Source organism: Lentisphaera marina (genome assembly GCF_028745505.1).
Taxonomy (GTDB): domain Bacteria; phylum Verrucomicrobiota; class Lentisphaeria; order Lentisphaerales; family Lentisphaeraceae; genus Lentisphaera; species Lentisphaera marina.
Map to the genome: position 1 here is coordinate 2,003,610 of NZ_JAQZZL010000002.1, position 26,493 is coordinate 2,030,102.

Annotated in this window: 22 protein-coding genes; 12 read left to right on the plus strand and 10 right to left on the minus strand. The window is 40.5% G+C overall.

Features of this window, described 5'->3' with window-relative positions:
- Positions 1 to 82: 82 nt before the first annotated feature.
- The 6 genes from mqnE to PQO01_RS19245 all read right to left on the minus strand — a co-directional run bounded on the left by mqnE (position 83) and on the right by PQO01_RS19245 (position 7,571).
- The gene (gene mqnE / locus PQO01_RS19220) at positions 83 to 1,162 is read right to left on the minus strand and encodes an aminofutalosine synthase MqnE (RefSeq protein WP_274315850.1); all 1,080 of its coding nucleotides are present in this window, start codon (positions 1,160 to 1,162) and stop codon (positions 83 to 85) included.
- A gap of 21 nt (positions 1,163 to 1,183) precedes the next feature.
- Positions 1,184 to 1,936, minus strand: coding sequence for a hypothetical protein (locus PQO01_RS19225; protein WP_274315851.1), 753 nt, complete (start codon positions 1,934 to 1,936; stop codon positions 1,184 to 1,186).
- Positions 1,937 to 1,984: 48 nt separating this feature from the next.
- A complete protein-coding gene (locus PQO01_RS19230) occupies positions 1,985 to 2,575 on the minus strand; it encodes a prepilin-type N-terminal cleavage/methylation domain-containing protein (RefSeq protein WP_274315852.1) in 591 nt (196 codons plus the stop codon).
- Between the two features lie 278 nt (positions 2,576 to 2,853).
- The gene (locus PQO01_RS19235; protein WP_274315853.1) at positions 2,854 to 5,001 is read right to left on the minus strand and encodes a DUF1559 family PulG-like putative transporter; all 2,148 of its coding nucleotides are present in this window, start codon (positions 4,999 to 5,001) and stop codon (positions 2,854 to 2,856) included.
- A gap of 278 nt (positions 5,002 to 5,279) precedes the next feature.
- Positions 5,280 to 6,524: a type II secretion system protein gene (locus PQO01_RS19240; protein ID WP_274315854.1), complete on the minus strand. Its 1,245-nt coding sequence runs from the start codon at positions 6,522 to 6,524 to the stop codon at positions 5,280 to 5,282.
- Between the two features lie 261 nt (positions 6,525 to 6,785).
- Positions 6,786 to 7,571 (minus strand): type II secretion system protein, encoded by a 786-nt coding sequence (locus PQO01_RS19245; protein ID WP_274315855.1) that lies wholly within the window; start codon positions 7,569 to 7,571, stop codon positions 6,786 to 6,788.
- A gap of 341 nt (positions 7,572 to 7,912) precedes the next feature.
- Here PQO01_RS19245 and dprA point away from each other — a divergent pair, with 341 nt between their 5' ends.
- From dprA to PQO01_RS19265, 4 genes are read left to right on the plus strand one after another with little or no spacing between them, the layout of a single operon-like run.
- Positions 7,913 to 9,040 carry a DNA-processing protein DprA gene (gene dprA / locus PQO01_RS19250; protein ID WP_274315856.1) on the plus strand — a complete coding sequence of 376 codons (1,128 nt, stop codon included), beginning with the start codon at positions 7,913 to 7,915 and terminating at the stop codon, positions 9,038 to 9,040.
- Between the two features lie 7 nt (positions 9,041 to 9,047).
- Positions 9,048 to 11,741, plus strand: a complete 2,694-nt coding sequence (gene topA / locus PQO01_RS19255) for a type I DNA topoisomerase (RefSeq protein ID WP_274315857.1) — start codon at positions 9,048 to 9,050, stop codon at positions 11,739 to 11,741.
- A 27-nt stretch (positions 11,742 to 11,768) separates the two neighbouring features.
- The gene (locus tag PQO01_RS19260) at positions 11,769 to 12,947 is read left to right on the plus strand and encodes a D-alanyl-D-alanine carboxypeptidase (protein WP_274315858.1); all 1,179 of its coding nucleotides are present in this window, start codon (positions 11,769 to 11,771) and stop codon (positions 12,945 to 12,947) included.
- On the plus strand, positions 12,922 to 14,325 hold the full coding sequence (locus PQO01_RS19265; protein ID WP_274315859.1) for an MATE family efflux transporter: 1,404 nt from the start codon (positions 12,922 to 12,924) through the stop codon (positions 14,323 to 14,325). Before PQO01_RS19260 ends, PQO01_RS19265 begins: the two co-directional genes overlap by 26 nt.
- A gap of 19 nt (positions 14,326 to 14,344) precedes the next feature.
- Here the strand turns inward: PQO01_RS19265 and hmpA are convergent, their stop codons facing one another.
- Positions 14,345 to 15,496 (minus strand): NO-inducible flavohemoprotein, encoded by a 1,152-nt coding sequence (gene hmpA, locus PQO01_RS19270; RefSeq protein WP_274315860.1) that lies wholly within the window; start codon positions 15,494 to 15,496, stop codon positions 14,345 to 14,347.
- Positions 15,497 to 15,613: 117 nt separating this feature from the next.
- On the opposite strand from hmpA, the gene PQO01_RS19275 reads away from it, so the two are divergent.
- Positions 15,614 to 16,012 (plus strand): RrF2 family transcriptional regulator, encoded by a 399-nt coding sequence (locus PQO01_RS19275; protein ID WP_274315861.1) that lies wholly within the window; start codon positions 15,614 to 15,616, stop codon positions 16,010 to 16,012.
- Positions 15,984 to 16,604 carry a hypothetical protein gene (locus PQO01_RS19280; protein WP_274315862.1) on the plus strand — a complete coding sequence of 207 codons (621 nt, stop codon included), beginning with the start codon at positions 15,984 to 15,986 and terminating at the stop codon, positions 16,602 to 16,604. The genes PQO01_RS19275 and PQO01_RS19280 overlap by 29 nt, the downstream gene beginning before the upstream one ends.
- A gap of 2 nt (positions 16,605 to 16,606) precedes the next feature.
- Here PQO01_RS19280 and PQO01_RS19285 read toward each other — a convergent pair whose 3' ends face one another.
- A complete protein-coding gene (locus tag PQO01_RS19285; RefSeq protein WP_274315863.1) occupies positions 16,607 to 16,945 on the minus strand; it encodes an STAS domain-containing protein in 339 nt (112 codons plus the stop codon).
- Positions 16,946 to 17,130: 185 nt separating this feature from the next.
- Between PQO01_RS19285 and PQO01_RS19290 the strand changes: the two genes are divergently transcribed.
- Genes PQO01_RS19290 through PQO01_RS19300 form a run of 3 tightly spaced genes read left to right on the plus strand, consistent with a single transcriptional unit; the run spans position 17,131 to position 20,562 of the window.
- The gene (locus PQO01_RS19290) at positions 17,131 to 17,856 is read left to right on the plus strand and encodes a succinate dehydrogenase cytochrome b subunit (RefSeq protein WP_274315864.1); all 726 of its coding nucleotides are present in this window, start codon (positions 17,131 to 17,133) and stop codon (positions 17,854 to 17,856) included.
- A gap of 1 nt (position 17,857) precedes the next feature.
- Entirely contained in the window at positions 17,858 to 19,792 is a 1,935-nt protein-coding gene (locus tag PQO01_RS19295; protein WP_274315865.1) for a fumarate reductase/succinate dehydrogenase flavoprotein subunit, read from the plus strand.
- Entirely contained in the window at positions 19,792 to 20,562 is a 771-nt protein-coding gene (locus PQO01_RS19300) for a succinate dehydrogenase/fumarate reductase iron-sulfur subunit (protein ID WP_274315866.1), read from the plus strand. The genes PQO01_RS19295 and PQO01_RS19300 overlap by 1 nt, the downstream gene beginning before the upstream one ends.
- 230 nt (positions 20,563 to 20,792) lie before the next feature.
- Here the strand turns inward: PQO01_RS19300 and PQO01_RS19305 are convergent, their stop codons facing one another.
- Together PQO01_RS19305 and rsgA are read right to left on the minus strand one after the other, a co-directional pair.
- Positions 20,793 to 22,637, minus strand: coding sequence for a DUF748 domain-containing protein (locus tag PQO01_RS19305; protein ID WP_274315867.1), 1,845 nt, complete (start codon positions 22,635 to 22,637; stop codon positions 20,793 to 20,795).
- A gap of 15 nt (positions 22,638 to 22,652) precedes the next feature.
- Positions 22,653 to 23,855 (minus strand): ribosome small subunit-dependent GTPase A, encoded by a 1,203-nt coding sequence (gene rsgA / locus PQO01_RS19310; protein WP_274315868.1) that lies wholly within the window; start codon positions 23,853 to 23,855, stop codon positions 22,653 to 22,655.
- A 66-nt stretch (positions 23,856 to 23,921) separates the two neighbouring features.
- Between rsgA and PQO01_RS19315 the strand changes: the two genes are divergently transcribed.
- From PQO01_RS19315 to fabZ, 3 genes are all read left to right on the plus strand, one after another.
- Positions 23,922 to 24,635 carry a zinc metallopeptidase gene (locus tag PQO01_RS19315; protein ID WP_274315869.1) on the plus strand — a complete coding sequence of 238 codons (714 nt, stop codon included), beginning with the start codon at positions 23,922 to 23,924 and terminating at the stop codon, positions 24,633 to 24,635.
- A gap of 77 nt (positions 24,636 to 24,712) precedes the next feature.
- On the plus strand, positions 24,713 to 25,561 hold the full coding sequence (lpxC, locus tag PQO01_RS19320; RefSeq protein ID WP_274315870.1) for a UDP-3-O-acyl-N-acetylglucosamine deacetylase: 849 nt from the start codon (positions 24,713 to 24,715) through the stop codon (positions 25,559 to 25,561).
- A gap of 2 nt (positions 25,562 to 25,563) precedes the next feature.
- Positions 25,564 to 26,493, plus strand: coding sequence for a 3-hydroxyacyl-ACP dehydratase FabZ (gene fabZ, locus PQO01_RS19325; RefSeq protein ID WP_274315871.1), 930 nt, complete (start codon positions 25,564 to 25,566; stop codon positions 26,491 to 26,493).

The window sequence follows — 26,493 nt, forward strand, 5'->3', positions numbered from 1 at the left end:
AAAAGTATGTTTTAAAATACCTCTTAAATCAAGGGCAACTAAGCCTAGGAGAGCCCTACTTAGGACAAAACTGTAAATAAACTTAAATTTCTTCGTAAACAGAGTTTCTTTCTACCGCTCTATAGCCACTTTCAGCTATTCTTTTAGTCAAGTAATCTCGGCTAAGCGCTGGGTTCTCTATCGAACCTGCCATCGAATAAATCTTTGTACTATCGTCAACAGTGCCGTCCATATCGTCGACACCATAGTCCAAGGCCTTAAAAGCTTCCTCTACCCCGAGCATGACCCAATAAGCTTTTAGATGGGGAATATTATCCAAGAAAATCCTCGCGATGGCGAAGTTTCTCATATCCTCTTCTAAGCTGACTTCTTTCAAGTTACTCATACTATTATTTTCATTGCGATAACGAAGTGGAATAAAAGAATTAAAACCCTGTGTCTCATCCTGTAATTGACGCAACCGCGACATGTGATCAACGCGATGCGAGTATTCCTCTATGTGACCATAAAGCATCGTTGCATTTGAAGATAAACCAACTCGATGGGCTTCACCGTGCACTTCTAACCAACGATCGGCTGGCGCTTTGCCACCGGCAATCTTTCGTCTAATTGATGAATCAAATATTTCGGCACCACCACCTGGCAAAGAATCTAAACCCGCCTTTTTCAAACGAGTCAAAGTCTCTCGTACACTCAATTTGCTAACTTTAGCCATCCATGTCACCTCTACCGCTGTAAAAGCTTTGACGTGTATTTCAGGTCTTACTTTTTTGATAAAGGCAACTAATTCTTCACCAAATTCAACCCCACGGTCGGGATGAACTCCGCCGGTAATATGAACTTCGGTCAAAGCTCCCACTGGATATTTATCTAATTGAACCTTGAGTTCATCAATACCGTAATCCCAAGCCCCCTCCTCTTCAGTTGCCTTTGCTTTGCGAGCAAAGCTACAGAATTTACAGGCATAGACACATTTATTAGTTGGCTCAAAGTGGATATTTCTATTATAAAAAGTTTTGTCTTGATGTTTATCTTTGCGAATCTGATTAGCTAACTTTTGCAAAACCGCCAAATCAGCCTCTTCATAAAGCTGAATTGCTTCGAGCTCACTAATCCTCTCACGTCTCTCTACTTTCTTATATATTTCTTGTATACTGTTCACAAAAAAACCTAACTTTTATTCTCATTCATATCTTTCACAAAGCGATAAGTACTTACACTTCTGACATAATGCCATATTTTCTGTGAATGGAAAATCATTTTGAGTATTATTCAACAAGCTTCTTGTCTGCATAATCATTTCTCGCACATCAAAAAGCTTTTCTAAATCAAGCTTTGACTTCAAAATTACACAAGATTCATCTTTAATTAGTAAATTCCAGAAAACAATCCCTTCCAGATCCTGACCAAATTGCTTATTAAACGCCAAAGCCTCTAAGGCAATTGCTTCCTCATCTACATTAAGCCTATTATGCTGAACTCTCAAAATATTAAGCTCACCTTTGATTCGCCACGCTAAAGAAACAAAAATATCAACTTCCACTTCATCTGTTTCGAATTTCAAAAACTCATTACAAAGCAGCACATCTTTAACTGGCACCAACCAGGAAAACTCATCTAATTTCAGCAAAGACTCAATCAAGCTGCCAAAGCGCGGATAAAGCAAAAACTCTAAACCCTCTCGATCTCCTTCTGGATAGCCCATAAGCTCTCTTGAACAAGACAAATCCAAGACCTCGTTTACTTTGCTACTTCTGCGAGCATCGCAAAACACCAGCGGCAAGAAGTCTTGACTCACAGAAATAAAGATCTCTTCCAAGCTCTTTTCATGGCGCCTATCATATAAACGCCTAGAAAAAAAGTCCCTATCCTTATCAAAGGCATAGAGACTTTCTAAATAATGATATTTATAGCGCCGCGGGCAGGCTTCATACATGCGCTTTCGCGCCAATGACCAACGCATCCCGCTCCTCCTACATCAAAACTATTTTAAATGACTAGAAATAATTCCAACATCCTGTGCTTCTTGAGCTGCAAATGGCCCATTAGAATCATCACTAAACTGCCATTCGTTAGCATTCCAAGACGCACTCAAATCCCCATCTATATCGTCGAAAGTTCCCACAGAGTAAATTATAAAACTATTTGTTGCATTGTGATAGGAATAGCCATAAGGAGTCCCCCAGGGGTCATTCACTACGGTACTGGAAGCTCCATCTTCATCATAGTTAACATTACTAACATCATAGCCCTGCTCATTAAATTTAATAAACATTGGACGCTTCCCTGTCCAATTGTTATCTAAATTATTATCCGCAGCAACTTTAGATAACCATTCACCAAAATTAAACTCCTCATTAACGTCGGCTCCACTCGCCAAGGGATACTGCCCCCAACGATCGTAATACATTTCAACTGCTGCCTTCAACTGAGCAATCTCACTTTTAGCCTTGGCAATCTCTGATTTCCCTGTTGCAATGGTAAATACCGCTGTCCCAATACCAAATAAAATAGCAACAATCCCTAAGACCATCATCATCTCTATTAATGTAAATGAGTTTTTCTTACTTCTCATAATTTCTCCAAAATTCTAAATACCTTTTAAAGGTATATCTAGTTTAAGCTTATGAACAACAACTAGGGCCTCGCAATTTCAGTTAAATTGAATAATAATACATAAAGACCATTAACTTAAGCTAGGCAAGGTCTGCACAGCCTGTAATTACATCATCACAACACAATGTAAATCTGCTTTCTCCTTGATTTCACAATGATCGCAGTAAGCCTAGTCAAATAAATAGAAACCCCCTCAGGACCAAATCCTAAGGGGGTTCCTATAGCTATTATTATATTCTACTGAAGCTCAGCAAGCTCAGCTTGTTTTTCTTGTATTCTTTCAAGCTTTCTTGCAGCCTTCTTGCTTTGACCTTTTGAAACCGCCTCCTCATATTCGGCTCTTAAATCGACTATTTTAGCCTCTAACTGAGCAATCTCTGCAGAATTGTCTACCTCTACAGAATTAGGGTTAGTATTCCCATTATTACCTTGGGCATTCTCTGCATTATTATTTTCTAAGCTATTACCTGGGGCATCTTGATCACCATTACCAAAGCCATTGTTTTGATTTTTGGAAGAGTTAACTTCTTCCTCAGAGTTGGACTCATCGCCTTGAGCATTTTCTGCATTATTGTTTTCTAAGCTATTCCCTGGCGCATCTTGATCACCATTACCAAAACCATTATTTTCGTTTTTTGAAGATTTATCTTTTTGACACATAGCCTCTTTCTCTTCAGCCGCAAGTACAGCCTCTTCAGCTTCTTCAAGAGCTTTTTTAGCGGCAGCTTCTGCTGCTACTGCGGCTTCAGCAGCTAGCTCTGCTTTTGCAGCTGCCTCTGCTGCCTCCGCAGCTGCCTTTGCAGCATTATCAGCATCAGTCGTCGCTGTGACAAGCGCTTCTTTAATCTCTTGAACTTGCTTTTCTAAATCTGCTACATCTTCTTTCGTAGACACAATTTCAAATGTGGCCAGAACAACTAAATCCTGCATATCATAATATGATTTGCTTTTATTAGTCGTACCTAGTTCCATAAGAAAAATTACTTGGTCTGCACCAATTGTCACATTACCATCCTTGTCAATGTAATCAGAGAGGAATGTTTTTACAGAATCCTGTCCATTGTAACCACCAACACTTGTCGCCTCATCACCATCTCGATACACCATCAAGTTACTCTTACCCTGGAGGTTAGATGAGTCATAATATGAGCTTCTGCCATTTATCGCAATCGTCAAACCCGTTTCAACATCTAAATCAAGTGTCAAACCCTCTACACCTACAACGTGTTGTGAGTGATTTTCACCATCCTCATTTTGCCATTTGTAAGTATCGCCTCCAACTGAGACATCAGAATAAATGGAATTTGATGAAAACCCAGATCCTAACAATTCGAATGTCACTCTGACATCAGTATTGACGATGATTTCATTACCTTTATTATCTTCGGGCAATGTCACATTTTCACTGTCGTAGCCTTGCGGACCATTTTCTAGCGCTTCTTTAGCTTGCTCTAGAGCCTCTTCTGCTTTAGCCAACTCTTCTTCAGCATCATTTTTATTTTCTTGAGCTTCTGTAGCTTCTTCTTGCTTAGCCACATCTTCTTGTTTAGCTGCTTCTTGTGCCTCTTCTGCTTCCCTAGCGGCCTCTTCTGCTTCTTCTGCCTCTGTTGATGCTTCTGTCAACTCATCTTCACGAGCCTCTAATTCTTCTTGAGCTTCTTCTAAAAGAGTTTTTCCTTCATCTTCGTTTGATGCGTTTTCTTCATCTTCGTTTGATGCGTTTTCTTCATCTTCGTTTGATGCGTTTTCTTCATCTTCGTTTGATGCGTTTTCTTCATCTTCGTTTGCATTGTTGTTGGAGGCAAGCTCAGCAAAATCAAAAGATCCCGCTTTTAAAGTCTGTGCGATACCTGACTTACTGTTTCCTGAACCGTTAAAGTAAACAATATTTCTATTACCTTTGTGGTTACCATCATTATTATCAAAAGCTACTAACTTTAAAGAACCCAAGGCGACTCTATCATTACTTGCCACTTCATAGTCACCGGGAACAAAACCTGTTACTGGCTCAACATATGCCTCCGTGGGAATATAAGAATAAGATGTATAACCATCTAAACCGTTCAATCCTATCGACACTAATTGATTGCTATTGTCACCAGGACAAATAAATGTTCCAAGATCAGATTCACTAACATAATCTTCTGCAAATGAGAAGTCATCATGATTGACTAGGTCTCCAGCTGGAGCTTTTCTGTGGTCCTTTCTGTAAGCTTCGTAAATAGATTGAATTTGTTTGAGGTTATTTAAACAGGTTGTTTTTCTACCCGCTTCACGAACTGAGCTACTTGCACTCATAATCAAGGAAGCAAGAATTGCTACAACTGCACAAACGACAATGACTTCCACAATTGAGAAGCGTTTGCTTTTCTTCAGCGTCTTCATAAGGACTCTCCTACATTTTATATATAATTTATCTTAGTTTTCAACGAAATATGCCTAAACACATATTTTAATCTAAAACATTTAAATCTCAGACTCAAGAGCCACGCAAGTATTTTACTAGCTTTTTTTAATCTTTTTTTAATTTTTCTAGATAAGGCAATGGATTCAAATGAGTATTTAAGTTTTTTAAGCTACTTTAATAAAATTCAAGTCTACAAAAACAAAAAAGCCCTGCCGAGGCAGAGCTTATTATGATTGGGATGGAAAACTAATTAAAATTAATTTGGATTAGCTTCTCCGTGAATTTGATGTGTTTGACCATCGGTATCATTTTCAGCATTGTTATTTTCTAAACTATTACCTGTAGCTGTCTGGTCACCATTACCCCAACCATTATTACCAGTAATATCTAATCTGAGATATTCACCAAAATCAGGACCGTCTCCACTAGTATTTTCGCCAGCACGAATCCAAACATTAGCAATAATTTTACCTTCATTATCTCCAGTACCCCAAACAGTTACTTGTGTTCCAGGCAGGCCTTCAAATTTTTCTATTGCGCCATCAGAATACTCAAGCACTACATTGATAAGGTCAGCATCAGAATAAGCAGTAATCACTAAACCATCTGTACTATAAATAGCAGACACTTGAGGATCCGAACTTTTACCTTCAACTAAAGTTCCCGTGATTGCTTCTGTTGTATAACCACCTTCAAAAGCGCTTGAATCAGATTCTGTATAAATAACATCTTCCCACTTCTTAACTTCACTCTTTTTTGCGTTAGCTAAATACTCTTCAAGCGTCATGTCTGTATCAGCATTAACTGAATTGATGTAATCATCAAAAGCACTTTCACCGTCGACAAAAGTTTTTTCTTCAACTGGCTGAGAAACAGGCCCTTCTTCAACAACTTCTTTAGTAACTGAAGCTTTGTCAGCCAAAACAACCTCTTTAATAAATGTACCTGGCGGAACTACTGTAACAGTCTGAGCAATACCTGACTTACTATTGCCAGAACCATGGAGATAAACAATATTTCTATTGCCATTATGATTACCATTATCTCTATCTACAAAAACAAGCTCTAATGATTCAAGATCAACTTCTTCGGTGCTAGCTAATTCATAGCCGTCTTTACGGTAAGAACTATTATTAGCGGTAGCAGGCACATAGTGATATGATGTTCCACCTACTAGATCAGCATAAGAAGTAAGCTGGCTAACTGCCTCATCACCTGGACAAACAAACATATCTAGATCACTCATATCTACATAATCTTTAGCAAAAGAAAAGTCATCATGATTATCTTTATCACCTTCTGGGCTTTTACGATGATCTTTTCTATAAGCTTCATACACAGCTTGAATCTGCTTGAGGTTATTTAAACAAGTAGTTTTTTTACCAGCTTCACGAATAGAGCTACTAGCACTCATAATCAAGGAAGCGAGTATGGCGATAACTGCTGAAACTACAACCACTTCCACAATAGAGAAGTATTTGCACAATTTTGGCGTCTTCATAAGGACTCTCCTTTTATATTTATATATAATTTATCTTAATTTCTTAAGCACACAGGATGATGCACTTCTATAATGTAAGAGCTAGAAGAACTTCAAGACAAGCACTTAATTAATATATTTTTAACAAAAAGATGATTTATTGGCCAAAAAACTTAAAAAACACTCATCATCTTGCGTTTTACTGTACTTTTAAAGTATACAAAAAATACTAACTACCAAACACTTAGGTAAATTATAGTTCAAAAGCTATTAAACTTTGTCCTACTTCTTACTTTGACCATTATTTACTGCATCAACATAATCATCGAACTCTTCATCGTTGATATTGCCTCGACCAGTATTCCTTTCGTCATCTACGCTTTTATCTCCATCGGTCTTTGGAGCTTTACCTGGATTGGACATATCAACTCCATCTTCATTATTACCATGCCCATGATTATTTCTACCTTCGCCTTCGGGATCATCTTCACCTTCGGGGTCGCCTGTAACTCTTGGAGGAGTAATTCCTGGTTTATGGTTTTCTGTTCTGGCTATCCCACCATTATTATTATCCATCCCATGAAGGTATACAACATTAAAACGTCCATTATGGAATCGAGCATCTTTATCGTAGATCATCATAAATTCATAAATCCCACTAAAATCGTCTTCTGGATCATTTTCAGCATCTTTTTTCGAAGGAATGTATTCGTAAGATGTTCCGTAATTCAACACTGGAAAGAACCAAGCCTCTTCAAGATCTGTATTAACAAGTTCTAATTTATCACCTGGACAACGAAAAATGGCTAAACTCGACTCATCAACATAATTCTGAGCAAAGCGAAAATCATACTTATGCTCAGCACTCGGCGTCGCTCTATGATCTTTTTTAAAAACTTCAACAATACTTTGAATTTGTCTTAAATTGTTCAAGCACTGGGTACGCTTGGCTTCATCTCTCGCAAAACCAAAACTACTAAATATCAATGAAGCTAAAATTGATAATATTGACAGAACAACTAAAACTTCAAAAATTGAGAAATGTTTATTAATTTTTTCTTGTTTCATAACTACTACCTCATACATAAGACCTTATTTATTAAGCGTAAATTTTCTTTATACTAAAATATATAAGTCCTTGTAACCCCACACAACAACTCCAATAAAACAGCACACAGAGACCTCGACAAACCAACTCTAGAAAAGGCGTAAATCTATTATAAATAAAGACTTACAGATTAATTAAAAAGCTATTAATAAATCATTTTAAACACTTATCAATAAAGTATTTATCACAAATTAAGATGTTATAAAATTAACAGCTATAAATATTGAAACATTAAAAACAAAACACTTGCTTTTCAAAAAGTCGTCTCATTACTTAATAAGTAAGCTTTTGGAGGATAATTATGGACAATGAATTAGTTCAAGACATATGCCTAAATATGTTACCAGGTTTAGGTCCCCGTACATACAATAAACTAATCAAACATTTCAAGAACCCAGATAATATTTTTAAGGCCTCAGAAAAAGATTTATTAAAATGCCCTGGGGTCGGAAAGCAAGTCGCTAAAGAAATTCTCTATTACGAGAAAAACTATGATCCTGGAGAAGAATACAAACGCAGTCAACTGGCCGGCATCAAAATCATCAATCGCAAGCATAGCTACTACCCTGAAAGTCTTCGTGCTATTGACGACGCGCCTATCGTACTCTACATAAGAGGCAATCCTGATATTTTACAGCATTATGAACGCAACATTGCTATAGTTGGCACCCGTCGCCCCTCTAACTACGGAATAAACATGGCAAAATCCATCGCTACTGATGCTAGCTTAGCTTCTTGGACGGTCGTTTCTGGTCTAGCTCTTGGCATTGACACCTCAGCACATCAGAGCGCAGTTCAGCTGAAACGACCCACGATTGCTGTTCTCGGAGGTGGCATCGGACAAATTTACCCCAAAGATAATTTAAAATTGGCTAGGGACATCTGTGAACATGGTGCCATCATCAGTGAATACCCTATTTTATTTCCTCCTGATAGACGAACTTTTCCCATGCGCAATCGAATCATTGCAGCACTCTCTCGTTCTGTACTCGTTGTCGAAGCAGGACTAAATAGTGGGTCCCTCATAACCGCCAATCAAGCTTTAGATTATGGACGCTCTGTCTTTGCCGTTCCAGGCCGTGTTGACTACCCGCAATCAAGAGGTTGCCACAAACTCTTAAAATTAGGTGCAACTCTAACTGAGAGTTTTAAAGACATTTACGAAGAATTCAATCTTGAGCTTGGCGTAAATAGAAAAAGCGTAAAAAAACAGAGTAATGAAAAGCCCTTGTTTGAAGAAATCGACTTGCAATTAGACAAAAACGAGCAAAGGATTATGGGAATTCTAAAATCCGGAGAAGTCCATGTGGACAAAATCTGTGAATTATCTGAGCTAGCGGTAGGGCAAGTTTTAGCCTGTTTGCTACGTTTAGAAACACAGAAATTAATCAGACTGCTCCCCGGAAGAAAGTACGAACTTACAAAGTGAAGGCAATATGGGTAAAAAAAATTTAGTAATTGTGGAATCGCCTGCAAAAGCGAAAACAATTGAAAAAATTCTAGGTAAAGATTTTGAAGTCAAAGCATCTTTCGGTCATGTCCGCGATTTGCCTCAACGTAAACTCGGTGTGAATCCCGAAAATAACTTTGAGCCTGAATACCAGGTGAGTGCCGATAAAAAGAAAGTTATTGCTGAGCTTAAAAGCTCTGCTAAAAACTGCGAAAACATTTACCTTGCTCCGGACCCGGACCGCGAAGGAGAAGCTATTGCTTGGCACCTCTATGAAATCCTAAAAAAACAGAGTAAAGCCGAATTCAAACGAGTTACTTTTAACGAAATCACTAAGTCTGCGATTAAAAGCGCCTTTGACAAAGCCCACGATGTTGACATGGACCGTGTCGACGCCCAGCAAGCCAGACGAATCCTCGACCGCCTCGTTGGATACAAAGTCAGTCCCTTATTATGGAAAAGAAATGCTCGTAGTGCGGGCCGTGTACAAACAGTAGCACTGCGCCTTATTTGCGAACGCGAAAAAGCCATTAGAGCTTTCACTCCTGAAGAATACTGGAGTTTGCAAGCAGAACTCAAGAATCAAGCTGAAGATGCCACTTCTTTCCTCAGTAGACTTGATAAAATTGATGGCAAAAAGCCACATATCCCCAACGAAGAAAGCTCTGCAAAAATTGTCAGTGAATTAGAAGGCAGTCAATTCCGAGTCAAAGACATCGAATCAAAAGATCGCCAAAAGCGACCTGCTCCACCATTCATAACAAGTACTCTACAACAAGCTGCGAGCTCTAACTTACGTTTTAGCCCCAGTCGTACCATGTCACTCGCGCAAAAGCTCTATGAAGGTCGCGACCTCGGTAGCGAAGGCACGGCGGGTTTAATCACTTATATGAGAACTGACTCCGTTTCCATTGCCAAAGAAGCTCAAAATGCAGCTATCGACTTTGTCAACAATATATACGGTAGTGAATTCTCTCCGAGCAAGCCAAACTTCTACAAATCCAAAAATTCTGCTCAGGGTGCTCACGAAGCCATTCGCCCAACTGATGTCAATCGTACACCTAAAAAGATGGCTCCCTACCTCAATGATGATGAATTAAAGCTTTACACTCTGATTTGGAAACGCTTTGTGGCCAGTCAAATGGTTCCCGCTCTTTACCGTCAAGATAGCATCACCTTCCTTCCTGAAAATATTGGCTTGAGCCATGAATACCTGTTTAAAATCACAGGCTCTGTACTTATTTTTGAAGGTTTCATGAAAGTATATAACTTCTCCGATGACGGTAGCAAAGATGGCGAAAGCAAAGACGTTATCTTACCTCAGTTGAAAAAAGGTGAAATTTGCGACCTCTTAGCCTTATTACCAAAGCAACACTTCACTGAGCCTCCTCCCAGATTTTCTGAGGCTACCTTGGTTAAAGAACTCGAAGCCAATGGTGTTGGTCGCCCATCTACTTACGCTTCCATTATCCGAACTATCCAAGATCGTGAATACGTTTTCAAAGACAAAGGACGACTCAACCCTTCTGACAAAGGCATGGAGAGCTGTGATTTCTTAGTAAGCACTCTTCCATCTTTATTCGAGGTCTCTTTCACAGCTCATATGGAAGAGTTACTGGATAAAGTTGAACATGGTGATCTAGAGTGGACGACTATGCTTGGCGATTTTTACTCTGGCTTCACTAATTGGTTAGAAGATGCAAAAACTGCCGGTGCTCCCGACAGAAGTATTTTTGCTGCCGTCATCGAAACAATCCCTCAAGAAATCACTTACCAAGCACCAACGGGTAAAGGTAAAAGTGCCTTTAGTGATGAAGAGTTCATCGGATCTATTCGCGAAAGCCTAGAAGAAGATAAAGCTCTATCTGAAAAGCAATGGCAAACACTTCTAAAAGTCTTGCTCAGATACGAGACTGTTATGCCGGGACTCAAAGCAAAAGCTGAAGAAATGGGTTTCGATAGCGAACTTAATGAAGTCATTGCCAAAGCTGAAGAAGAAAAGAAAATCAATACCGAGAGCAATGCTACTGAATTGCTAGCCTTACTCGAAAATGTGACTTTTGAAGAACCACAAAAGCCCGCCAAGGGACGCCGCGCATTTAATGAGGCCAATTTCTACAAATCACTTAAAACTCAAAGTGAAGCAGGAAGAAACCTCAGTATCAATCAGATTAATGCACTAAAGAAAATGGTTTTAAAGTATCAAAAACAAGTAGAGAATTTTGAAGCCAAAGCAGCTGAGCTCAAACTTGAGATACCAGAAGAAGCTGTTATTGATCCGGAAGAAAGCAAAGAGATCACCGCCCTACTCAAGGCACTCTCTAGTGTTACTGAATGGAATGCACCAACAAAACGTGGCCGCATGACTTACGACGACAAAAGTTTTTACGAATCCTTATCAAGTAACTTTGCTAACAAAGGTTCCTTAACTCCCCGTCAATTAGCAGCACTCAAAAAATGCGTTGGTCGTTATAAAGAGAAAATCCCTGCGGAGCTTTTCCCTGAGGGCTTAGATTCAGCGAGTTCTGGTGGCGAAGAAAAAACAGATGTAAAATGTCCAAAATGTGACTCTCCTATCGTAAAAAAAGCTGGGAAACGCGGACCTTTCTATGCCTGCTCTGGTTACCCCAAGTGTAAAAACCTAGCCAATTCTTTAGATAAATTCACTGAAGAAAGCTAAACTCAGTAGGTATCCACAAAGCGGTATATGCTAAGTTATTGTGTCACTACTTTAGATGGGAAAGAGTTACTCTCTCTTTCTCCATCTGAAGTGATGAGACCGGCTTCAAACACCAAGCTTTTCACTTGTGCTCTGGCATTAGAAAATTTTGAGGCCACAGAAAGTCCCGCTCCTGCTTTGGACGTAGTTTACGAGGATAAAAAACTCCAAATCAACTTTCACGGCAATCTATTTTTTTCCGCACGTTATAGAGATAAGTCTCGACTCGATCATGCTTTCAAGCAAATTGCTGAGGCCATTTTAAAAACGGGTATCCAAAATTTCGACTCACTCCATCTCTATTGCGAAGCAGAATTCTTGAGCCCATTGAAGGATTACCCCTGCGTATCTTTTATCTCCATCAATGAAAACACCTTAGATCTAGCTATCTTAGATGGTGAACTAGAAATCACTCCTGAATCACAAAGCTCTTTTAAGCTATCTGCTTGTAAGACAATTGAGTATCAAAGCCGTACAGATTCACAAATCTTCTACAATCCAAATCAAGACTCCGAAGACTTCTGGCGTTTAGAAGGTTCTAATTGGACATATGACATCCTTGTAAAAGAACTAAGAAAACTTGGTCTCTTCATTGCTAAACAGAGTAAAAAACCTTTGCGCAATCCGCAACTGATTGGACAATTCGCTGATCCCATCACCACTCAAGAACTCATCACTTCGAGCCTACGCTTTAGCGATAATTTTCGAGCGGAACTACTCGCTCTCCATCTGCGAAAATCGCAAAAGAACTCATCGATTGATCAGTGCCTAAAACCCCTAAAGAATAAGCTTCAACTCAAACACACTCAATTGACGGACGGATCTGGTCTCGACCGCTTAAATAAAAGTTCTTGCGAAGACATCTGCTCTCTACTTAGGTACATGCACCATTCCAAGCACAGTGAAATATGGCATCAATCCATGGCTATCTCAGGAGAAGAAGGTACCCTTTCGAACAGCAATAAAAATCAATTACCGAAAAAGCGTTTCTGGGGCAAAACCGGAACACTGCGCGATACTCGTGCTCTGAGTGGTTATTACAAAACAGAAAATGGTTCAATTGTCATTGTCTCTGTGCTACAAAATCATGCGAACTGTAGTAAGTTCAGCGAATCTGTAATAAAGCTTTTGCGTGAAATTGATGAAGAACAAACAAATTCTAATTGAAGGGTCGGTACTAAAGGCTTTATCATCCATTGCAGTCCCCATGTTCATCATGATGTTTACCGCTATTTGCTTTTCATGGTTAGATGCTTGGTATATTGCAAAATTAGGCGATGCAGAACTTACAGCTATAGACATCTCTTTTCCCCTAATCACATTTTCCAGCTCTATAATTTACGGTGGCTTAGGCACTGGCGTCAGTGCGGCCATCGCAGCCTATTCGAGCTCAGACAAACACTCCCATACCGCCACAGGTCTTAAATTTGGCATTTGGCTCTCCATTGTCATCTCGGCTATAATCAGCTTACTTGTGATCATCGGTGGTCGCCAACTCCTCGAACAACAGCTCATGAATCACCCCGAAATCATTGAACTTTCCTACACCTATTGCTTTTGGTACTTCCTGCCATTTCCCATTATGGGTGTTGGAGCCGTCTTAGCTTCTGCTATGCGTGGCACTGGCAACGCGGTTCGCCCTATGATCTACAGCCTCTTCTCCATGATCCTAAATGCGCTCTTAACCCCCCTATTTTGCTACAGTTCGAGTGGTGCTTGGTATTCATCACTTTTTTTAGATCTCGGAATCAAAGGCGCTGCTTTATCTACAGTGGTGGCCTATAGCCTCATGACCCTCCTACTTGCTTTAGACTTCTTTCATGAACGACAAGGTTTGAAAAAATGCACTTCATCTATTGACCCACTAGAAAAAAAGCTGATTTTCAAGCGTATTATCTCCACGAGCTTCATCGCCGCTTTAGTTCCAGCATGCACCAATTTCACTATTGGCATCTCTCAGTCTATCTTAGCAAATTTAAGCCCCGCAACACTTGATGCTTACTCATTATCCAAACGCTTTGAACAATTCCTCATCATGTTAGCAATTCCTATTTGCGCAGCCAATATGATTATTATTAGCGCAAATTTAGGACGAAATAACTATGCTCGCATCAGAGAAAGCTTTATGCTTTCACTCAAAGCTTTACTTTCCATCACGACTATATTAGCTATCTTTATGTTCTTCAAGAGTGAACTTTGGTTTGCTTGCTTTACACAAAAAGATGAAATTTTTATTGAGGGTGCTCAATACTTCAAATACGCCATGCTCCAAGTGATTTTCATTCCTCTCTGTATTATGATCAACTTTTCCTTCCAAGGGCTCTCAACTCCAGCGCGACCGCTGCCGTTTACTCTGGGATCTGTTTTCCTATTCCAAGGTATAGGCTGCTACTTTTTGGTGGAACACTTTCAAGGCTCTACAGAATTTTACCTCAGCCTTGGTGCAGGTACTTTCTTAGCTTTCATTTGCTGTTTATTTCTTTTCCTAAAAGATCTCCAAGGTTTGAGCACAAAAAAAGCCAAGACTGAGGAGCCTCGGCTTTAACTTGGTTTAAGCTTAAAAACTAAGTTAATGATCCACTAGGACCAAAGTATTCATAATGAATATTTTCTTCGGCAACGCCCCAAGATTTTAATTCACTATAAAGTGATTTCATCATTGCTGCGGGACCACAAATATAAAAATCTGTTTCTTTAACATCATTAGCGGCTTTTTGTAAATCCGCGAGAGTAATTTTTTTACCTTCATCTGAGAAACTAAATTCATAGGAGAAGTTATCCGCCTTCGTGAGTGATTTAATTTCATCCTCAAAAGCAAGCTCATCTTTGTTTTGAGTTCCATGCAAAAAAGAGACTTGGCGCTTAGATTCATTTTTACTGAGCTGACTTAACATACTCAGCATGGGCGTAACACCTACACCGCCGGACACAAGAACTACCGCCCCTTCTCCAGGAGAAAGTTTGAAAACACCATAGGGTGCATTGAGTTCGACACAGTCGCCTTCATTAACTTTATCATGCAAGTGTGTCGAGAATGCGCCGTCTTTTTTCACTGAAATCCTTAGATATTTCCCGCCCCAAGATGACAAAGAATAGTTCCTTACCGACTTCTGCTCTTCACCAAGGTCAAGTTTCATACTAATATATTGCCCTGAATCGTAGGAAATTATTGGTGATCCATCTTCTGCTGCAAAGTAAAAAGATGTCACGCTAGCAGACTCTTTGACTTTTTTGATCACTTTAAATGACTTATACCCATTCCAACCGCCCGCTTTATCTGCAGTTTTTTGATACTTTGTTTTTTCTACGCCAATTAAAATCTCTGCAAGAAAGCCATAAGCTTCGCCCCAAGCGTTCGCAATCTCAGGAGTCACTGCATCACCTAACACTTCTGCGATTGCCGCAAGTAAACACTCTCCCACAATCGGATAATGCTCTGGCTGTACATTTAATGAGGCATGCCTTTCTGTAATACCTTCCACAGCTCCGCCCAAGGCTCCTAAATTTTCAATATTCAAGGCATAGGCCACAACCGCATTTGCTAAAGCTTTTTGCTGCAAGCCTTCTCGTTGGTGACTTTGGTTGAAAAATTCTTTTACCATAGGGTAACGTTCGAACATTATGGGATAAAATCTACTCGTTATTTTTTCGGCGTTCTCGCCTACGACTGGTGCAGTAGCTTTTACTATATCAATTGTTTCTTGTGAAAGTGCCATATCATTTTCCTTCTAAATAAAGTGATGTATACTTAAACATGAATATTTAAGTTAAGTTTAATATTAAATTGTATTTGCTCACATTCAAATTATAGTTCGAAAAAATATAGAGATTCTATGAGATTAAATTTAAAGACCGACTATGCATTACGCATTTTACTCCATGCCGCAAGAAACAAGGATACACTGACGACTTCCACAGAAGTTGCCAAGGTCTACAACATCACCCAAGCTAACGTCACCCAAATCGTCAATACTTTAAAGAAGAAAGGTTATTTGAGTGTGAAGCGCGGCCGCTATGGTGGCGGGTTTACTCTGGCTGCACCTGCGGAAGAAATGCGAATCGGCAACATAATTAAGGATATTGAACCTGACTTAGACTTGGTTCAGTGCTTTAATAAAGAAAAAAACACCTGCCCCATCATAGATAGCTGCAGACTTGCTGGCTTAATGTATTCTGGACTTAACGCTTTTTTGGAGAAAATGAATGAACAAACTTTGGCTGACGTTATTTAGCTCTCTCTTTTGCTTTTCGTGTATCACAAAAACCGAAGTAGAAGATTTAAGTGAAAACGAATTACTTATCAAGCAGGATAAGCTAAAAATCATCTACAACAAAACAAATGGCGGCCATATAGCCAAAGCCACTTTTGATGGTAAACATGCCTTCTATTATATCCAGGAGACTTTCCCTTATCCAGCAAAAAACTTCCGCTCCAGCAAGAGTTCTAATATTGACGACGAGGAATCAATTGTTTCTCGCACTTTTCATCTAAGCCCTAAACTTAGCGTCAATCGTTCGTTTGAACTCAAAGAAAATGCTCTCGAGTTAAACTGGCGTTTTAAAAACACTTCCCAAGAACTGATCTCTGGAAAATTCCAAGTAGACCTAAAAATAGATAAAAATGCTAAAACTAGAGCCAATGAAAACGGCACAGAACTTACTCTAAGTAATGGTTTGAAACTCTTTTTTAATCACTCGGATGATTTGCGCTTAATAAACACAAAAAATGGTTTTACCTTTATCGATAAGCAAATACGTGAAATTAAACCTTCCCACAGGAACTCCGAAAAAATAAGCATATCTTTCTCGAACACTAGCCATTAAGCTTATTTTTTTTCTGCGGCTAACTCTGCACTACTTTTATTGATACCTATGGGAAACTGTTGATTGAGGCGAAATAACTCCAGACGTGATAATGTCTCGTCTGAGCATCCGATTACCATAAATTGACAATCGCGCTCCTCGCACATTTTAAACAAAAATTTAATGTAGCCAAAAGCGGCACTACACAAGGAACCTGCATTAAAGAGATCGAGAGTCATCTGCTCCCATTCCCCAAATGCATCAAAACCTACCGCAAGCTCTAATTGTAAAGCTTCAAGCTCCTGTAAGCCTAAATCACCCTCAAGCTGTATAAAAAAAATCTTGTTATCAACTAGTATCATGCTATCAAAAATCGCTTTGGTTTATATTATCTCCTTAACTGTATACTTACGGATAAAAAAAAACAGGAAGCTTGTGTAACTTTAAGCTTATTTTTTACAAATTCGGTATTGTTCCATGTTGAAATAAACCACGTATGACACATATTTGAGCGCGACTTAATATGAATTAAATAAAGAGAAAAAAAATGAGCAAATGCAAGTGCAGATTTATCTCATCTACCATAGGGATGAAAGTCCTTATGGCTGCTACGGGCCTCCTTCTCACAGGCTTCCTAGTAACACACCTTGCCGGTAACTTCCTGCTTCTCCCCACAATTGGTGGCCCTGAAGCCTTCAATGAATACGCCTACAAACTCACATCTTTGGGTCCCGTTCTTTGGGCTGCTGAGTTTGGCCTCCTCGCCCTTTTCGTGACTCACATTTTTTGCGCCATCCGCACGAAAATGATCAGTTCTGCTGCACGTGGATCGGATTACGTCGTCCGTAAAACTCATGGCGAAAGTAACCTTTCATCACGTTTCATGGTTCACACTGGTGGCATTATCTTGGTTTTCTTAATTGTTCACCTCGTAACATTTAAGTTCGGCACTGAGCACGCTCTAGAGCCAACTGCTGCGGCTCCCGCAACACGCGACCTCTACAGAACAGTTGTTGAACTATTCGCCAACAAACTTTACTCGGCTTACTATATTGCATCAATGGTACTTCTTGGTTTTCACCTTAAACACGGCTTCCAGAGTGCATTTCAAACACTTGGTCTCAACCACCCGCGTTACACACCATTAATCAAAAAAACATCTTTAGCTCTTGCTCTAATTTTTGCTATTGGTTATTCAATCTTCCCTATCTACTTCGGTTTCATTAACCCCGTAGATTGTTCGTCAACACCATGCTGCCCAGGAGAACACTAGTATGAAACTCAACGGAAATGTCCCTGAAGGCGACCTAAAGACACTTTGGGAACAACACAAATTCAACATGAAGCTGGTCAACCCAGCTAACCGCCGTAAATTCAAAGCAATTGTGGTTGGCTCTGGCCTTGCTGGTTCATCTGCAGCGGCATCACTCGCAGAAATGGGCTATAACGTTGATTGCTTCTGTATTCAAGACAGCCCACGTCGCGCTCACTCAATTGCTGCACAGGGTGGAATCAACTCTTCGAAATCATACCCCAATGATGGCGACAGTGTTCACAGACTTTTCTACGACACAGTAAAAGGTGGCGACTACCGTGCTCGAGAAGCTAACGTTCACCGTCTAGCAGAAGTCTCTGGTAACATAATTAACCAATGCGTTGCACAAGGTGTTCCATTTGCTCGCGAATACTCAGGCTACCTCGCCAACCGTTCATTCGGTGGTGCTCAGGTTTCACGTACTTTTTACGCTAAAGGCCAAACTGGCCAACAGCTTCTCCTCGGTGCTTACAGTGCATTAAGCCGTCAAATCAAATCTGGCCAAGTTACTATGCACACTAGGACAGAGATGCTTGACCTCGTTATGGTTGACGGAAAAGCTAAAGGTATTATAACTCGTAATCTACACTCAGGTAGCATTGATCGTCACGCTGCTGACGTGGTTCTATTATGCACTGGTGGATATGGTAATGTTTTCTTCCTTTCTACGAACGCAATGGGCTCAAACGTAACAGCAGCATGGCGTGCACACAAACGTGGCGCATACTTCGCTAACCCATGTTACACTCAAATCCACCCAACTTGTATTCCTGTACACGGTGAGAATCAATCCAAACTCACTTTGATGTCCGAATCACTACGTAACGATGGTCGCGTTTGGGTTCCACGTAAAAAAGAAGATGTAGAAGCCATTCGTAAAGGCACAAAAACTGCCAAAGATATTGCTGATGCTGATCGTTACTATTATCTAGAAGAACGCTACCCTGCTTTCGGCAACCTTGTTCCACGTGATGTAGCATCTCGCGGTGCAAAACTCGAATGTGACAACGGCCTTGGCGTGAACGAAACTGGCGAAGCCGTATTCCTTGACTTCAGTGCTGCAATTGAACGTGACGGTTACGAAGCTATTAAAGCTCGTTATGGTAACCTCTTTGATATGTATCAGTGTATTACAGCTGACTCACCTTACGACGTACCAATGAAAATTTACCCAGCTATTCACTACACAATGGGCGGACTATGGGTTGACTACAATCTCATGTCTAACCTCGAAGGCCTCTTCGTTCTCGGCGAAGCCAACTTCTCAGATCATGGTGCTAACCGTCTTGGCGCATCTGCACTCATGCAGGGACTTTCAGATGGTTACTTCGTAGCTCCTTACACAGTATCTAACTACCTCGGTTCCAACAAGCAAGAAAAAGTTAGCACTGACATGCCTGAGTTCGAAGCTGCTGAAAAAGCGGTAAAAGAAACTAATCAAAAACTTCTCGATATTAATGGTAAGCAATCAGTGGATGACATCCACAAGCGCCTTGGTAAAATGATGTGGGAATACTGTGGTATGGCTCGTAACAAAGCTGGCCTCGAAAAACTAGTTAAAGATACCTCAGAACTTCGCAAAGAATTTTGGTCCGATGTTTCAGTTGTTGGCGAAAATGCTGATTTAAATATCACACTAGAAAAAGCTGGTCGTGTAGCTGACTTCCTTGAACTCGGTGAACTCATGGGTCGCGATGCTCTTGCTCGTGAAGAATCTTGTGGCGGTCACTTCCGTGAAGAATCTCAGACTGAAGATAATGAAGCCAAGCGTGACGATGAAAACTTCCAGCACGTAGCTGCTTGGGAATTTAAGGGAGCCGACAATGAACCTGAACGACACATTGAAGAACTCGAATTCAAACACTGCATACCATCACAAAGGAGTTATAAATAATGAGCTCTAACGGAAAACTACTCAAGCTTACTCTTAAAATCTGGCGTCAAAAATCTCGCTCAGAGAAAGGTTTCATCGAAACTCACGAAATGGAAGGTATTTCAACCGAAATTTCTTTCCTAGAAATGCTCGATACACTCAACGACCAACTAGAACGCAGCGGTAAAGCTCCCGTTGTATTTGATCACGACTGTCGCGAAGGTATTTGCGGTATGTGCTCGCTCTATATCAATGGTCAGCCCCACGGTCCTGCTAAAGCAACAACAACTTGTCAGCTTCACATGCGTGAGTTTAGCGATGGCGAGACTATCTTCATTGAGCCTTGGCGTTCAGCTGCCTTCCCAGTTGTTCGTGACTTAAGAGTTGATCGCTCTTCTTTTGACCGCATCATCCAATCTGGTGGGTATACTTCCATCAAAACTGGCTCAGCTCCTGATGCTCACGCGATACCCGTACCTAAAGAGAATGCGGATCTCGCAATGGACGCAGCTACTTGCATCGGCTGTGGCGCTTGTGTAGCAGCTTGTAAGAACGCTTCAGCAAGCCTCTTTACTTCTGCTAAAGTATCACAGCTAGCTCTTCTCCCACAAGGACAAGTTGAACGTACAGAGCGCGCCCTCAACATGGTAGCTCAAATGGATGAAGAAGGTTTTGGTCACTGCACAAACGAAAGTGAGTGTGAAGCGGCCTGCCCTAAAGAAATTTCAGTTGAAAATATTGCTCGCATGAACCGCGAGTACTTAAGAGCTTCTGCTATTTCTCGTAAGTAAAACTTACTTTTACTTCATTAAAAAAATCCTCGGTTTTTACCGGGGATTTTTTTATCATAATTACTACCCCTATTAAATCTCTAAATCTAACGGCTTAAAGCTACCTAGAGTTGCCCGCCTCCAACCAAGCCCTCCCATATTCGACACGGTAGAGACTTCTGACACACCAACAAAAAAGGCTTGAAGCAACAATCACTTCAAGCCTTTTAACAAATCAAAACTTTCTTAGCTTAACGACCGAAAAGTCCTTTAAGCTTGTCATCAAGTTTTTCTTTGGCTTTCTCAATTTTCTCGTCAGCTTTCTTGCGAACTTTTTCTTCAGCCTTCTTTTTCTCAGCATCAATTTTCTGCTTAGCTAACTTTTTACCCGACTCCACAAGCGCCTTTTGAACTCGCTCCATTAAGCGATCGTAATCAATCTTAAGCTTTGGCTTATCCCACGACCCCAAGAACTCACCTTGAACATCTAATGACTCCATCGCATTGAGAACCATTTCAGCATCTTTTTCTTCTAAACCTAAAATCTTTTTACCAGGTCGAACATCGACATTCAGGTTTCTCAATTTAAGTAAAAAAGGAAGCTTCATTTGCTTAGCTGAAAAAGTTCCATCTAAATCAAAACTCATATCACCATCGCGAAGAACTGCCGCTGTATCTTCACCAAAATCAATATCTTCTTTTCTTTTCAAATCGCTCACTTTCACCATCAGCGTACTATCCGCATTTAACTCATGTACATTTAGTGTTGACTTAGCAGAAATATTTTTCCCATCCGTTAAATCAACTAATACTGGTTGCCCGATAATTACTGGGTGACTGCTAATATCAGAAACCTCTAAAGTGTAAGATCTTGAAGCTGATTTAATATTGCTAACACTCGTTTGCTTAATATGCCAAGCAGCCGAATTTTGATAGAGTTCTCTCGCTCTTAAATTGAGAAAACCTAACTTCTCAGCTTGTTCACGAAGATCTTCTTTAGTACTTTTCACAGGTTTATTCTCGGCTTTGGCTTGAGCATCCTGTTCTTGCTTAGCAAGGTAATCTTTTATTTTGTCGTAGTATTCTCTGTACTGACCTGCTTTATCCAAGTACTCATTAATGTCAAATTCACCTTCTTTATCCGTAGATTTTTCTTCAGGCTCTTTAGTCTCTTTTTCAGAACTAGAATCATAATCTTTACCTGGCGATTTACGCACAACACCAAACTCAACTGTATCAACTTTTAGCAGCTCAACCACCGCACGACTACGAAGTAAATCTGACATCTGAACATCTAGTGAGACATCTTGAATTTGAACACTATTTTTTGACAGGTCTGAACTATCGGTAAACTCTAAGCCTTTCATATTCAAACTGCCTTGTCCCATAGAGAAGTGTAATTCATTGATATTAACTTCCGCACCATTTGCACGAGTCAACTGTTTCTCGAGCTGAGACTTCATAATACTTTCCAGTAAGAAAAACTCCGCCACCAAGACAATGACTGCAGTAAAAATAATAAGCCCTAGGCCCATTGGACGGAAGAGTGGATGTTTTTTATCTTCTTGATCTTCTTTGCTGGGAAGCTTGCCTCCAAAGGCAATAAACAAAAGTGCTTTAACCCAAAACTTTTCATTGAGCTCCTGCATTTTGTCACTGCCTTCGAGCTTGAACATGCGTTCACGGAGCGACACAACTGTTTTACCTAAAAATAAACCAATTGCACCACCAGCTATTATACCCAATGGAACACCGCCTACTAAGCAGTAACTATCTAAACCTACCCAAGCAACAACTGCCGTATTATGCAAACTAGTAAACAGGCCTTGAAGGCTGGAGATTAATACATAACCAATTTCGAAGGTAAGAGGCGACAAGCCATAGCAAGCCAAAGTCCCTACCAACAAGCCCATAAGCATAAAACCAAAATTTGCATTCAGTAATAACACCAAAAACAGCATAAGGAATTGCGCCAAATTAAACCCTGGGATTAAACCCCACATCATACCGAGCATAAAGCCCAAAGTGATTTCACGAGTCGTGGCTCCGCCTCGTAAAATCTTTCCTATCTTCCTTAATAATTTTAAAGTAAACATCTTCCTATCCTTTTTTTATGTATCACTTTTTGGTAAAGTTTCTAAAATTCTTAAATAACTCTCATAACGACGATCGTAAATTTTTTCATCATCCACAGCATCTATGACCATGCAACCTAATTCGTGAACGTGCTGACAATTATTAAATTTACAACTATCAAGCCCTTCGAATTCGGGAAAATAAAATTTTAATTCTTCCTTACTGATTTCCATTAAATTAAACTCTCTGAAACCAGGCGTGTCAATTATATAGAGATCATCATCCTCTAAATAATGAAAGATTGACATCACAGTCGTATGCCTTCCTCGTCCCCTCGCCTTCTCTCTAGTTTCTTGTGTTTTTATATCGAGATCGGGGCTAATCGCATTAAGCAGAGAAGATTTACCCACTCCACTAGTCCCAACAAACACTGATTTGTGTCCCTTTAAGAATTTCTTTAAATCGTCAATCCCTTGATTATCATGCGCCGATACTTCAAAGATATTTACACCCAGATTTCGGTAGTAATCCAACTCCTTTAAGACCTGCTCTTTGTCATCGACTTCTAAATCCATCTTATTGAGGCACAAAACAAAATCCGCACCACTTTGACGTGCTCCAATGAGAACTCGATCGATAAAAAAGGGATTAAAGATGGGACTATCTAAAGACGACACCATACAGACATAATCGATATTCACGGCAATAACACGTTCGATCTTAGGACGTAAAGGGTCGGGGCGTGAGAAAATACTTTTACGCTTCGCGATACGCTCAACTAAAGCACTGCCATCGTCTTTCATCGAGTAAAAAACCTCTTCCCCCACCGATACACCAGTCTTCTGCAACATGGCTAATTCTGATTTTAAAAAGAAGGTGATCTCTCCATGCGAACCACGCAAAATTCCGCCTCCGCGAGAAATACTTTTCACCACACCTTCGAATAATTCGCGATCACTTTCTTTTTCTAGGGTATTCATCGAGTCGGCTAATTCCATCGCCTTACGCGTCCAATCCTCTAAGACATCGGGCTTTTGTTTCGCCATCCTCGAGGCTTTTTTTCCTGAATGATCTCTTCCGCGTTCTAAATTGCGTTTCCAGTCCCCACGATCACTGCCTTTCATCTTGTGCGCTTTACGCAAACGAGCCGCGGAACTAAGGATTTCCATTTTTTGTTCTTCGCTTAAATTCTCAAAGCGTTCGAGGTGACTTTTTTTTTGCTTTTTCTTCTTTGCCATATTTTTCTTTTGGAATTAATTATGATTTAAAATAAATTACTTAATTTCAAACTCAAGGAGATTAACATGATCTTTGCACCTTTAGCTGTTTTCGCTTTTGATATGACTTACATATTATTTTTCTTTTTGCCCGCCTTAGCGCTATCTCTTTTTGCGTCTTGGCATACAAAATCAACCTTTAATCGCTACAAAGAAGTTCCTGGCAGCAAAGGCTTAACTGGGGCTCAAGCGGCCAATGAAATGTTACAAAGAAATGGCGTTCACGATTGTACTATTGAAATAACCCAAGGTTTTCTTTCTGATCACTATGACCCCAGAGTCAAAACCTTGCGCCTTTCTCCCGATGTCTATAATGGTCGATCACTATCTGCCATTGGAGTCGCTTGCCATGAAGCCGGCCATGCTCTACAACACGCACAATCTTATGCTTTTTTAAACATGCGCTCAGCTATGTGCCCCTTAGTTGGCATTGGCAACCAAGTTGGTAACATTTGCTTAATTGCTGGATTGTTCCTAAGTTCACGACCCTTTATGCTAATCGGAATTTTAGGCTTAGCTCTAGCTTTTCTCTTCACTGTAATCACTCTTCCAGTCGAATGGGATGCCTCTGCTCGTGCAAAAAAGGCAATGATGACTGCAGGCCTTCTTGCTCCTCGCGAAGTGGATGGTGCCGGCAAAGTCCTCAATGCTGCTTTCTTAACCTATTTAGCTTCTGCGATTTCCGCACTCATGACCTTGATTTATTACGTCATGCGATATATGGGCTCCAGAGACGAGTAAAATTTCTTGCTCTGCCGTGAAATAAAGGCAAGTTCTCGTATAGTGTGCGATGATAAAATTATAATTTGGATCGCACTTTGAACCCAGACAAACAACACACAATTGAAAAGTCCGTTTCCTTCACGGGGATTTCCCTGCATACAGGGCACCGTGCTAGACTCACTTTCAAAGCGGCACCCGCCAACACAGGCATAATCTTCCGTCGTATGGATCTACCTGGACAGCCAGGAGTTCTTGCCGTTGGCACCAATGCAACAGACGTGGAACGTGCTACAACTTTAAAAGATGGCGATGCCGTCGTCCATACTGTTGAACACGTCTTAGCAGCCCTCATGAGTAGAGGCATAGACAACGTCTTTGTCGAAATGGATAGACCAGAGCCTCCCATTGCAGATGGTAGCTCATTACCTTTTTTAAAGATCTTAAAAGAAGCTGGCACCGTAGAACAGGATGCTGAACGTGAGTACTTTACGGTTGACGAAGTTCAAACCTTAGAAATGGATCACGCTCTTATCACGGTAGTTCCTGACGATAAATTCCGAATTTCATGCACGGTGAAATACGATCAATCCGTCTTAGACACTCAATACCTCAGTATGGAAGTCACACAAGATTCATTTGAAAAAGACTTGTCTGAAGCAAGAACTTTCTGCTCTTACTTTGAGCTCGAATACCTCATGAACGCCGGCCTCATTAAAGGTGGCAGCCTCGATAATGCTACTGTCATTCACGGCGGAACAATTTACTCCAAAGATGGCCTGCGTTATGACGACGAATTCGTTCGTCACAAAATGCTCGACATCGTCGGAGACTTTTCTTTACTCGGCAAGCCCTTAAAGGCTCACATCATTGCCGTAAAACCTGGCCACCCATCCAACGTGACCATGGTTCAAAAAATGCTTAAACTTACATCAGGATCAAAATAAACATGTCAAAAATCATTTCTTACCCCGAACTCTTCGACCTCATCCCTCAACGTTTCCCCGCGCTCTTAGTTGATCGTATAGAAGTTTCAGATGAAGCAGGTAAATACAGAGCTTTAAAAAATGTAACTGTTAATGAACACTACTTTGTAGGTCACTTCCCCAATAACCCTATCATGCCAGGTGTTTTACAATTGGCCGCAGTAGCTCAAGTTGCGGGTGCCGCATTTAAACTTGAGGGTGGCAAAGGCACTCCTTGGGTTAGAAAAATCAATAAAATGCGTTTCAAAAACCCTGTCCTTCCCGGCGACCAACTCATTATTGAACTCAGCATTTCCGAAGTCACTGAAAAATCTGCTCAAGTAAGTGCGACTGCTAAAAATAGTCACGGAAAAGTTTGCAGTATAGTGACTTTGACTCTCGGAACACTTGAGTGTACACCTATCGAACCATCAGTCCTTATCCCCGAAACTCTTCCTGAATTCGCTGAGTATAAAGAAAAAGTTATGGATACAAATGCGATCTCCGCAAGTATTCCGCACCGCTTTCCCTTTCAGTTTATTGATAATGTCATTCACATGGAAGACATGCATATCGTTGGAGAAAAACTTGTAAGCATCAATGAACCTTACTCACAAAACTATATTCCTCCTTCACCGGTTCTTCCCGTTTCTGTACTTACCGAAACTTGCGCACAACTCGGCTGTGTTTACATGCTCGCTCAACCGGAAAACAAAAATAAGATCGGTCTATTTGTCTCTATTGAAGAAGCTGAATTCTTCCGCCCCGCTGTTCCTGGCGATCTCTTAACGATTGATTTTAAACTCGATTTCCTTAAATCTCGTTTGGGTCGTGGTATATGTAAAGTTTACTGTGGCACTGAACTGAAAGCTGAACTCGCCATGGCCTTCGCCCTCGTAGACAAGGAAGCGTAA

Coding starts and splice junctions, on each gene's coding strand:
- fabZ (WP_274315871.1), top strand. CDS start 25,564: ATGTCAAAAATCATTTCTTACCCCGAACTCTTCGACCTCATCCCTCAA.
- topA (WP_274315857.1), top strand. CDS start 9,048: ATGGGTAAAAAAAATTTAGTAATTGTGGAATCGCCTGCAAAAGCGAAA.
- PQO01_RS19295 (WP_274315865.1), top strand. CDS start 17,858: ATGAAACTCAACGGAAATGTCCCTGAAGGCGACCTAAAGACACTTTGG.
- PQO01_RS19245 (WP_274315855.1), bottom strand. CDS start 7,571: ATGAAACAAGAAAAAATTAATAAACATTTCTCAATTTTTGAAGTTTTA.
- PQO01_RS19230 (WP_274315852.1), bottom strand. CDS start 2,575: ATGAGAAGTAAGAAAAACTCATTTACATTAATAGAGATGATGATGGTC.
- hmpA (WP_274315860.1), bottom strand. CDS start 15,496: ATGGCACTTTCACAAGAAACAATTGATATAGTAAAAGCTACTGCACCA.
- PQO01_RS19280 (WP_274315862.1), top strand. CDS start 15,984: ATGAACAAACTTTGGCTGACGTTATTTAGCTCTCTCTTTTGCTTTTCG.
- PQO01_RS19265 (WP_274315859.1), top strand. CDS start 12,922: ATGAAGAACAAACAAATTCTAATTGAAGGGTCGGTACTAAAGGCTTTA.
- PQO01_RS19235 (WP_274315853.1), bottom strand. CDS start 5,001: ATGAAGACGCTGAAGAAAAGCAAACGCTTCTCAATTGTGGAAGTCATT.
- PQO01_RS19275 (WP_274315861.1), top strand. CDS start 15,614: ATGAGATTAAATTTAAAGACCGACTATGCATTACGCATTTTACTCCAT.
- PQO01_RS19225 (WP_274315851.1), bottom strand. CDS start 1,936: ATGTATGAAGCCTGCCCGCGGCGCTATAAATATCATTATTTAGAAAGT.
- PQO01_RS19240 (WP_274315854.1), bottom strand. CDS start 6,524: ATGAAGACGCCAAAATTGTGCAAATACTTCTCTATTGTGGAAGTGGTT.
- PQO01_RS19290 (WP_274315864.1), top strand. CDS start 17,131: ATGAGCAAATGCAAGTGCAGATTTATCTCATCTACCATAGGGATGAAA.
- PQO01_RS19300 (WP_274315866.1), top strand. CDS start 19,792: ATGAGCTCTAACGGAAAACTACTCAAGCTTACTCTTAAAATCTGGCGT.
- rsgA (WP_274315868.1), bottom strand. CDS start 23,855: ATGGCAAAGAAGAAAAAGCAAAAAAAAAGTCACCTCGAACGCTTTGAG.
- PQO01_RS19315 (WP_274315869.1), top strand. CDS start 23,922: ATGATCTTTGCACCTTTAGCTGTTTTCGCTTTTGATATGACTTACATA.
- PQO01_RS19305 (WP_274315867.1), bottom strand. CDS start 22,637: ATGTTTACTTTAAAATTATTAAGGAAGATAGGAAAGATTTTACGAGGC.
- PQO01_RS19285 (WP_274315863.1), bottom strand. CDS start 16,945: ATGATACTAGTTGATAACAAGATTTTTTTTATACAGCTTGAGGGTGAT.
- PQO01_RS19260 (WP_274315858.1), top strand. CDS start 11,769: ATGCTAAGTTATTGTGTCACTACTTTAGATGGGAAAGAGTTACTCTCT.
- dprA (WP_274315856.1), top strand. CDS start 7,913: ATGGACAATGAATTAGTTCAAGACATATGCCTAAATATGTTACCAGGT.